At 60.4% G+C, this 9101-nt stretch carries 9 protein-coding genes; 7 read left to right on the top strand and 2 right to left on the bottom strand.

What is annotated here, in order from left to right; translation table 11 throughout:
* A partial coding sequence (locus AYR66_RS29230; protein WP_206047019.1) for an ATP-binding cassette domain-containing protein occupies positions 1–274 on the bottom strand: 274 nt, incomplete at its 3' end.
* Between the two features lie 88 nt (positions 275–362).
* Between AYR66_RS29230 and AYR66_RS01795 the strand changes: the two genes are divergently transcribed.
* The gene (locus AYR66_RS01795; protein WP_088706091.1) at positions 363–2015 is read left to right on the top strand and encodes an ABC transporter permease; all 1653 of its coding nucleotides are present in this window, start codon (positions 363–365) and stop codon (positions 2013–2015) included.
* A gap of 144 nt (positions 2016–2159) precedes the next feature.
* Here AYR66_RS01795 and AYR66_RS01790 read toward each other — a convergent pair whose 3' ends face one another.
* Positions 2160–2720, bottom strand: coding sequence for a phasin family protein (locus tag AYR66_RS01790; RefSeq protein ID WP_088706090.1), 561 nt, complete (start codon positions 2718–2720; stop codon positions 2160–2162).
* Positions 2721–2977: 257 nt separating this feature from the next.
* Between AYR66_RS01790 and AYR66_RS01785 the strand changes: the two genes are divergently transcribed.
* From AYR66_RS01785 to AYR66_RS01760, 6 genes are all read left to right on the top strand, one after another.
* The gene (locus tag AYR66_RS01785) at positions 2978–3880 is read left to right on the top strand and encodes a histone deacetylase family protein (protein WP_088706089.1); all 903 of its coding nucleotides are present in this window, start codon (positions 2978–2980) and stop codon (positions 3878–3880) included.
* Positions 3881–3945: 65 nt separating this feature from the next.
* On the top strand, positions 3946–4800 hold the full coding sequence (locus tag AYR66_RS01780; RefSeq protein ID WP_234815002.1) for a DMT family transporter: 855 nt from the start codon (positions 3946–3948) through the stop codon (positions 4798–4800).
* 3 nt (positions 4801–4803) lie between these two features.
* Positions 4804–5241 carry an acyl-CoA thioesterase gene (locus AYR66_RS01775; protein ID WP_088706087.1) on the top strand — a complete coding sequence of 146 codons (438 nt, stop codon included), beginning with the start codon at positions 4804–4806 and terminating at the stop codon, positions 5239–5241.
* Positions 5238–5933, top strand: a complete 696-nt coding sequence (locus AYR66_RS01770) for a nitroreductase (protein ID WP_088706086.1) — start codon at positions 5238–5240, stop codon at positions 5931–5933. The genes AYR66_RS01775 and AYR66_RS01770 overlap by 4 nt, the downstream gene beginning before the upstream one ends.
* 178 nt (positions 5934–6111) lie before the next feature.
* A complete protein-coding gene (gene pbpG / locus AYR66_RS01765; RefSeq protein ID WP_088706085.1) occupies positions 6112–7236 on the top strand; it encodes a D-alanyl-D-alanine endopeptidase in 1125 nt (374 codons plus the stop codon).
* A 287-nt stretch (positions 7237–7523) separates the two neighbouring features.
* Positions 7524–8846, top strand: coding sequence for an ATP-binding response regulator (locus tag AYR66_RS01760; protein WP_088706084.1), 1323 nt, complete (start codon positions 7524–7526; stop codon positions 8844–8846).
* Positions 8847–9101 lie beyond the last annotated feature (255 nt).

Raw genomic sequence — 9101 nt, 5'->3', positions numbered from 1 at the left:
CCTGCCGGGTCTCTGGAGAGGCGGTAAAACCCTTGCTGCTCAGCTCCCGTCCGCCCAGCGAGATTTGTCCCGCCAGCACGGATTCGAAACCGGCAATCGCACGCAGCACAGTCGTCTTGCCACAGCCGGAAGGACCAAGCAGGCAGCCGATTTCGCCGCGCGCCAGCGCGAATGTCAGCCCGTGCACGATCTCCTGGATATGCCGGCCGACCGGGTATCCAACCTTGATGGCGTCGACCTTGAGATGGCTGTGGATGGGGAAGGGTGCGTTCATGGGCGGGCTGCGAATAATTGCATGGGCGTAATTCGATATTGATTATAATTCTCATTCACAGAAACCGTACAGTTCATAGTGGAATTCCATGCGTAAAACCCCCTTGCGCCCTTGCCGTTCATGCAAGGGCAGCAGCCAGGTGCTGCTGGTCGCGTCGCTCGCGGTCGCCATCCTGGTGGGCGTGCCTATCCTGGGCGTCCTGTCCAACCTGTTTGCCGGACAGAATGCCGAAACAGGTGCGACGTTTGCGCACCTGTGGTCGACGGTCTTGCCTGAATACGTGGCCAATAGTCTCGCGATTGCAGCCATCGTTGCGGTACTGGCCGGTGCAGGCGGGGTTGGCTGCGCGTGGCTAGTCGCGGTGTTCGACTTTCCCGGCAAGCGCGTATTCGAATGGGCGCTGGTGCTCCCGCTCGCGATGCCCGCGTACGTGGTGGCATATGCCTATACCGACTTCCTGCAGTTTTCCGGGCCGGTCCAGTCGGCGCTCCGCGCCAGCTTCGGCTGGCAGGCCGGGGACTACTGGTTTCCGCCGATCCGCTCGGTGGGCGGGGCGGGCATCCTGTTTGCCATGGTTCTGTATCCCTATGTTTACCTGCTCGCCCGCAATGCCTTCCTCGAACGCAGTCCGCGCATGTGGGACGCGGCACGCACGCTCGGCATGGGGCCGTGGCATGCCTTTGTGAAGGTGAGCCTGCCGCTGGCGCGCCCGGCAGCGGTGGCGGGCATCGCGCTGGCACTGATGGAAACGCTGGCCGACTACGGCGCGGTAGCTTACTTCGGCGTGCCGACGCTGACGACGGGCATCTACAAATCCTGGTACACCTTCTCGGATCGCACGGCGGCGGCGCAACTCGCGGCGGTGCTGCTGCTGGCCGTGACGGCGCTGATGCTGCTTGAGCAGAAGAGCCGTGGCCGGGCGCGCTATTACGCCGTCGGCAGCCGCACCAAGATGCAGCTGCCGATGATCCTGCGCGGCTGGCGCGGCTGGGGTTCCACCTTGTTCTGCCTGGTGCCTGTCCTGCTCGGCTTCGTGATCCCGCTGGCGATCCTGCTGCGCCTGATGCTGCGGGAGGAGACGGTTGTCCTTGGCAGCCGGTATGTCGAATGGTTGAAGAACAGCGTGGTGCTGGCCGGTGCGACTGCCTTGATCGCCGTCTTGATCTGCATCCTGCTCGCCTATGCCGCACGGGTGACCAAGAGCCGCCTCCAGGCGGCATGCAACCGGGTGGTAAGCATGGGCTACGCGGTGCCGGGCGCTGTCATTGCCGTCGGTATCCTGATTCCGCTTTCGCGCCTGGATGCATGGGGCGCGGACCGTGGCCTCGGTTTTGTGCTGACCGGGAGCGTGGTGGCGCTCGTATACGCCTACCTGGTCCGCTTCCTGGCCGTTTCCTACCAGAGCGTGCAGGCGGGACTGGTCAAGATCACGCCGAGCATGGATGCCAGCGCGCGTATCCTCGGGCATGGCCTGGCGGCGATGCTGTTGCGCGTCCACGCGCCCTTGTTATGGCGCAGCGTGCTGACGGCGGGTTTGCTGGTGTTTGTGGATGTGGTGAAGGAACTGCCGGCAACGCTGACGGTGCGTCCCTTCAATTTCGACACGCTGGCCGTGATCACCCACCAGCTTGCGTCGGATGAACGTCTCGGCGAAGCGGCGCTGCCGGCCTTCACGATCGTCATGATTGCTTTCGTTCCGGTGATCATCCTTGCACGCGCGATCGCAAAGGGAAGCAAATAGTAGGGACGAAAAAAATGCCCTGGAAACCAGGGCATTCAAAGCGGTACCTTAAGAGGAGGAGGCCAAGGTACCGATTGGATCGCTTCTCCATCTGGCGCTCCGGAATTGCATCCGGTGCGCCGGTCTTGCATTAATTCTCAGCTATTACTTCTTTGCAGCGCGGGCCTTCGCGGCCGGCTGGGTGAACTGGCTGACAGCCGTGTTCAGGTTGGCTTCGATGGTTTCGACAGCCTGCTTGGTGGACTTGGTCAGTTGCTCGTAACCGGCGTTGGCGTTGCCGATTGCGGTCTTCAGGATGGCGACGGCGTTTTCGGAGCCGGCCGGTGCGTTCTTGGAGACTTCTTCGACCAGTTCCAGGACCTTGCGGCTGGTTTCAGCGATCTGGGCTTCTGCGGCCTTGGTGAATTCAGCTTGCACGCCGGAAGCGATGCCGGCCAGGTGACGGCCGTAGGCCAGTGCCTTCTCAGCATTCGGCTGTGCTTGTGCAGCAGCCAGGGTCAGCCACTCTTGTGCGTCCTTGGCGGCCAGCAGTTGCTTGGCGGTTGCGCTGGACTCTTCCAGGGAAGCCTTCGCCACGTTCAGGTTCAGGTCGACGATCTTTTCAACGCCTTCGAACGCCTTGTTGGTCAGAGCGGAGATCAGCGACAGCTGGGCTTCGAAGTTGGCTTTGGAAGCGGCGGAGAATTGCTCGGGGATTGCAAACATGGTGGCTCCTCAAGAGTGCAGTGATTGGTCAAGAAGTGAGTGGGACGCAACCATCAGACATCTTTTGTGCGTCGCAACAAAGCCTATTTTAAGGAGAAATTTTGCTGTGTCAACACATTTTGTTGCGTAGCACCAAAAAACAGCATCCAAGTCAATAAATTGATCTGTGGCAATTTATAATTGACACTCTTGCAATAATATGTCGCGCCGCAGCGCGTGCTACACTTTGCCTTTCGCCCTTTACGTTAACGTCAACCGTGAAAGCCTTCTACAGCGACCATTTCGTGCTGCCGCTCCCTGAAGGACACCGGTTCCCGATGCAGAAATACCGGCTGGTGCGCGAAGGCGCGCTGCAGGCGGTGCCCTCCCTCGAGCTGCACGAAGCGCAGCCCGCGACAGATGGCGTACTGGCGCTGGCGCATCATCCCGATTACATCCACCGCGTCTCGACGGGCCTTCTTGCGCCGGCCGAGCAAAAGGCCATCGGCTTCCCGTGGTCGCCGCAGATGGTCGAGCGCTCGCGGCGCTCGGCGGGCGCCACCATCGCCGCCTGCCGCGCGGCCTTTGCGTCCGGCGTCGCTGCCAACCTTGCCGGCGGCACCCACCACGCGTATGCGGACCGCGGCGAAGGATTTTGTGTATTCAATGATTCCGCCGTTGCCGCGCGCCTGATGCAGGCCGAGCGCAGGGCGCGCCATGTGGCGATTGTCGACCTCGATGTGCACCAGGGGAACGGCACCGCATCCATCCTTGCGCGCGACGAATCCGTCTTCACGCTGTCGCTGCATGCCGAGAACAACTTCCCCTTTTCCAAGGAGTGCAGCGACCTCGATGTCGCGCTTCCGGATGGAACGGGCGACGCCGATTACCTCGATGCGCTGCGTGACGCGCTGGGCATCATGTTCAGCCGTTTTTCCCCCGACCTGATCATCTATCTCGCTGGCGCCGATCCGCATGAGGGAGACCGTCTCGGCCGGCTGAAGTTGTCGATGGCGGGACTTGCGGCGCGCGACCGCATGGTGCTCGACCAGATGCGTGAGCGTGGAATACCGGTGGCAGTCACCATGGCCGGCGGTTACGGCAAAAACATACAAGACACCGTGGCAGTGCATGTCCAGACTATCGGCATCGCATCCGAATACTGTCGAGAACACGCATGACTGCTGCCGCACCTTCTTCACGTTCCGGTTCCCTCGCGGCCGAACATCAACCACAAAGCCCGTGGATGGCGGCCATGCCATTCGTCTTTGTGCTCATCTGGAGCACGGGCTTCATTGTCGCCAAGTTCGGCCTGCCATATGCAGAACCGCTGACGTTCCTGCTGTTGCGATTCGCCGGTGTGCTGATTGTGCTGTTGCCGCTGATGTGGCTGATGCGGGCGCCGTGGCCGGTCGGCAGGATGCGGCATATCGCGTTCGCCGGCATCCTGGTCCAGGCGGGCTATCTTGCCGGCGTCTGGTGCGCAATCAAGATCGGTATGCCTGCAGGGCTGTCGGCGCTGATCGTGGGGATGCAGCCGATCCTGACCGCATTCGCCGCGCCGCTGGTCGGGGAACGAGTGCGAGGACGGCAGTGGATCGGTTTGATGTTCGGCATCTGCGGCGTCGCCCTGGTCGTCGCAAACAAGATTTCGATGATCGGATTGTCATGGCAGAGCATCGCACTGTGCGTGTTTGCACTGCTGTCGATCACAACCGGCACCCTGTATCAGAAGCGCTATTGCGCCAGCTTCGACTTGCGTACCGGTACGGTGATCCAGTTCGCGGCATCGATTGTCGTGGTGCTGCCGTTTGCCATCGCATTCGAACACCTCGATGCAAGCCTGAGCAATGTGCAATGGACCGCCAACTTTATCGGCGCCTTGCTCTGGTCCGTGCTAGCGCTGTCGATCGGCGCGATCTTCCTGCTGTTCGCGCTCATCCGGAAGAGCGCGGCGACGCAGGTGACCAGCCTGCTTTATCTGACCCCGCCAACGACTGCGGTCATGGCGTGGGCGATGTTTGGGGAGGCGTTCAGCATCACCGGCATGCTCGGCATGGTGCTGGCCGTCATTGGAGTGGCTCTAGTAGTGAGAAAGTAAACAATGCGACCGGAAGCAAAGAAACGCAGTGACTTCAATCATTTCCATACCATCACGACGCGGTGGATGGACAACGACGCCTACGGGCACGTCAATAACGTGGTGTATTACAGCTGGTTCGATACGGTGGTGAACCAGTTCCTGATCGCCAATGATGTCCTCGACATCGAGCACAGCAATGTGATTGGCCTCGTGATCGAGACGCAGTGCAATTATTTTGCGTCGGTCGCCTTCCCGGAGCGTGTCACGGCCGGCCTGCGCGTGACGAAGCTCGGTAATTCCAGCGTGCGCTACGAAGTCGGCATCTTCCGCGAAGATGAAGAGAGTGCGTCCGCGCAGGGGCATTTCGTGCATGTCTACGTCGACCGTGAGTCGCGCCGTCCGGCCGCCATTCCCGAGCCGATGCGCGCGCTTTTGCAAACCATCACGGTGACAGAATGATCGAGTCCAACGAACAGAAGTTGGTCGACGCGGCCATCACCTCGCGCCGTTCGATCCGTGCCTTCCTCCCGACCCCGGTTGCACGCGAGGACATCGAGGCCATCCTCGACGTCGCGTCGCGCGCGCCGTCCGGCACCAATACCCAGCCCTGGAAGGTTTATGTGCTGACCGGCGCAGCCAAGGAGAGGCTGTCGGAGGACATCCTTGCCGCCCATAACGACCCGGCAATCGCGAAGGAGCACGCGGAGGAGTATGCGTATTACCCGCGCGAGTGGGCGTCGCCGTACATCGACCGCCGGCGCAAGGTGGGTTGGGACTTGTATTCCCTGCTCGGCCTCTCGCGCGACAACAAGGAGGGCATGCATGCCCAGCACGGCCGCAATTACCGCTTCTTCGATGCGCCCGTCGGCTTGATCTTCACCATCGACCGGATCATGGAGCAGGGCTCCTGGCTCGATTACGGCATGTTCCTGCAGAACATCATGGTGGCGGCCCGCGGTCGCGGCCTCGATACCTGTCCGCAAGCGGCGTTCACCCAGTTCCACAAGATCATTGCAAAGCACCTCGGCCTGCCTTCCGGGGAAATGGTGGTGTGCGGAATGTCGCTGGGTTTTGCGGACATGGACAAGATCGAAAATACGCTCGTCACGGAACGCGTCCCGGTCGCCCAGTTCGCCAAATTTGTTGAATAACCATACCTCCTCGCGACCTTCCAAGGTTGCGAGGAGGTATAGCGGTTGTGGAACCTCAATTATCGATTAGAAAATTGTTTAAATTCCGGCGCTAACTACTTAATTCGCTTGCTGAATTTCACTATTTTGCTAGACTGCAAGATATAATGCCGGCTCGCAAGAATTAGGGAGGGTGCAGATGCTCAGGACAGCGCTGGGAATCGTCGTGACATGTCTGGCTTTGGTCGTGGCAGTTCCTGCTGCGCAGGCCGCGACCGGCAGCAAATCGTCGGCCAAGAAAACGGCCGTCAAGAAATCATCTGCCAAGGCAAAAGCCTCCGCTCCCCGTAAGCCGTCGGCAAAACATGCCAAGGCTACTACCAAGCCGGCAAAACATGCCAAGCGCGACTCCCATGCGAAGAAGCATGTTGCCGCGAAAGAAAAACACTCTTACCAACGTGTGGCCTTCACGCAGCCCGCGCCCGCAGCAGCCCCGGTTGCACCCGTGCTGACCGCTGGCGACATGGCGGGCCTGCACCATACACGCGACGCGCTTTCCCTGAAGTCCAACGCAGCCTTCGTGATCGACCAGTCAAGCGCGCAGGTGCTGTTCGAAAAGAATTCCGGCTATGCACTGCCGATCGCTTCCCTCACCAAGCTGATGACGGCACTCGTTGTCGTTGAAGCGCGCCAGAACATGGACGACGTGCTGGAAGTGACGTCCGACGACATCGACCGCGAAAAGAACAGCCATTCCCGCCTGCGGGTGGGTTCGCAGATGACGCGTGCCAACATGCTGCACATCGCGCTGATGAGTTCCGAAAACCGCGCGGCATCTGCGCTCGGACGCCACTACCCTGGCGGTCTGCCGGCCTTCGTTGCCGCAATGAACGCCAAGGCGCGCGCATTGGGCATGAAGGATGCGCATTTCGTCGACTCCACCGGTTTGTCTAGCCAGAACGTCGCCAGTGCGCGCGACCTGGCCAAACTGGTGGTAGCGGCCTCCCAGCATCCGGTCATCCGCGAATACTCGACCGATTCCCGCTATGCGGTGGATGCAGGTGGTTACCAGTTGAACTACATGAATTCCAACCGGCTGGTGATGAATTCGGATTGGGATATCGGACTGCAAAAGACCGGCTACATCACTGAGGCGGGTCGTTGCCTGGTAATGCAGGCGCGTATCGAAGGCCGTCCGGTCGTGATGGTCTTCCTCGACTCCAAGGGCAAAGAGTCTCGCTTGGCCGATGCCAGTCGTGTACGCAAGTGGCTCGAGGTTTCCCGTCCCCAGGCCGCTTCACACAATGGTGCGCGCCAGAGTTGAGATCGCGCAATTGAAGCGGCCGCGAATGTAACAATCACCGCAGTCCGCCGCATCAGTTCAGGCGCTGTTGTATAAGAAGCCGGTTGTGCAGGTGTTGCACAACCGGCTTTTCTTATCTGTGTTACATTGGGTCGAGAAACAATTGGTCACTTTCTTGCATCCAGACAAGGCAGAAGGTGCCCACACAAAGCGGCCTTCGGGCTCCGCGACGCGATCCGGGCAACAGCCCGTGCGCAGGGAGCGGCGACCGGGCCGCTTTTCTTTCAGTCAAGATCACATTCAGAGACGTGTTTACTCCAAAAGTCCTGCTGGTCAACGACGATGCGGCGAGCCTGCTTGCACTGGCGAGCCTGCTCGATACCGACGGCAAGGGCTACCGCGTCATCACCGCTCGTTCGGGTGAAGAAGCCTTGCGCGAAGTGCTCAATCATGACTTCGCGGTCATCCTGCTCGACGTCAGCATGCCGGGCATGGACGGTTTCGAGACCGCCGAGGCGATCCACTCCCATCCGCGCTCGGCGTCGGTGCCGATCATCTTCATCACCGCGCACTATGCGGATGAAATGAACCGGCTCAAGGCCTACCAGAAGGGGGCGGTGGACTACCTGTTCACGCCCATCATTCCGCAGATCCTGCAGACCAAGGTATCGGTGTTCGTGGAACTCGCGCGGAACAACCTGCAGCTGCAAAGGCAGAAGCTGGAGCTCGAAAAGCTCAACCAGGATTTGCAGGAACAGCGCAAGCAGGACCTTGACCACATCAACGAACGCCTGCAGGCGGAAGAAGCGCTGCGCCAGTCGCAGGAAGAATTGCGCCAGCTGGCCAGTTACCAGGAACGCATCAAGGAAGACGAGCGCAAGCGCATCGCGCGCGAGATCCACGACGAGCTGGGGCAGAACCTGCTCGCGCTGCGCATCGACATTGCCATGCTGCATGCGCGCACCGGCACCACGCATCCCAAGCTCAACAGTAAGGTGCATGCGGTACTCGAGCATATCGACAGCACCATGAAGGCCATGCGGGCGATCATCAACAACCTGCGCCCGACGGTGCTCGACCTTGGCCTGAATGCCGCAATCGAATGGCAGGTGAAGGAATTCCAGCGCCGCACAGGCATCGCCTGCGAGCTGGTGATGCCCGAGGCGGAAGTCGTGGTCGATGACAACCGGGCGACGGCACTGTTTCGCGTCCTGCAGGAGTCGCTCAACAACGTCTTCCGCCATGCCCGGGCAACGAGGACGAAGATTGAACTGCAAGAGACTGGCGAGCGGCTCCTCATGACGGTGTCGGATAACGGCGTCGGCATCTTCCCCGGTTGCCGGCGCAAGGCAAATTCGTTCGGCCTCGTCGGCATCAAGGAACGCATCAGCACGCTTGGCGGTGACCTGACGATCGAGACGGCGCCCGATTCCGGCACTGCGCTTACGATATCCGTCCCCCTGCCGCAGGGAGAAGCCGGTGGCGGAACAATGCGGATCGAGACGGATAATTCGCCCACACTCCTGGAGCGCAGGGCTTCCGACACGCTGAAAAAGACCGGCGTGCGACCCAAGCGCCCGATTTCGCCACGCCGCGGCAAACCTCTTACCGCCGATACGCCGCGCGACTGAACCTCCCTATTCGGATGCAGCACATTGCTGCTTCAACAAGCCCGTTGAGAATTATCAATGATCGGTTCGTTAGCTGATTTGCCGCCGCCTCTCTTTGTTGTCCGTCCATGATGTTTGGACCACAATAATTGTTTAATTTCTTCTTGGAAATGCCGCTTGGCATGCCTCGGTTTGGCGGCCATTTCTACGCAAGTAACCACCACCAGAAGCGAATGCCGCATGCCGCTCTGACGGCAATGCGGCACTCGCGCTGCT

This window comes from Noviherbaspirillum denitrificans (genome assembly GCF_002211445.1).
Taxonomy (GTDB): domain Bacteria; phylum Pseudomonadota; class Gammaproteobacteria; order Burkholderiales; family Burkholderiaceae_D; genus Noviherbaspirillum; species Noviherbaspirillum denitrificans.
This window is presented reverse-complemented; position numbering and strand designations above follow the sequence as displayed.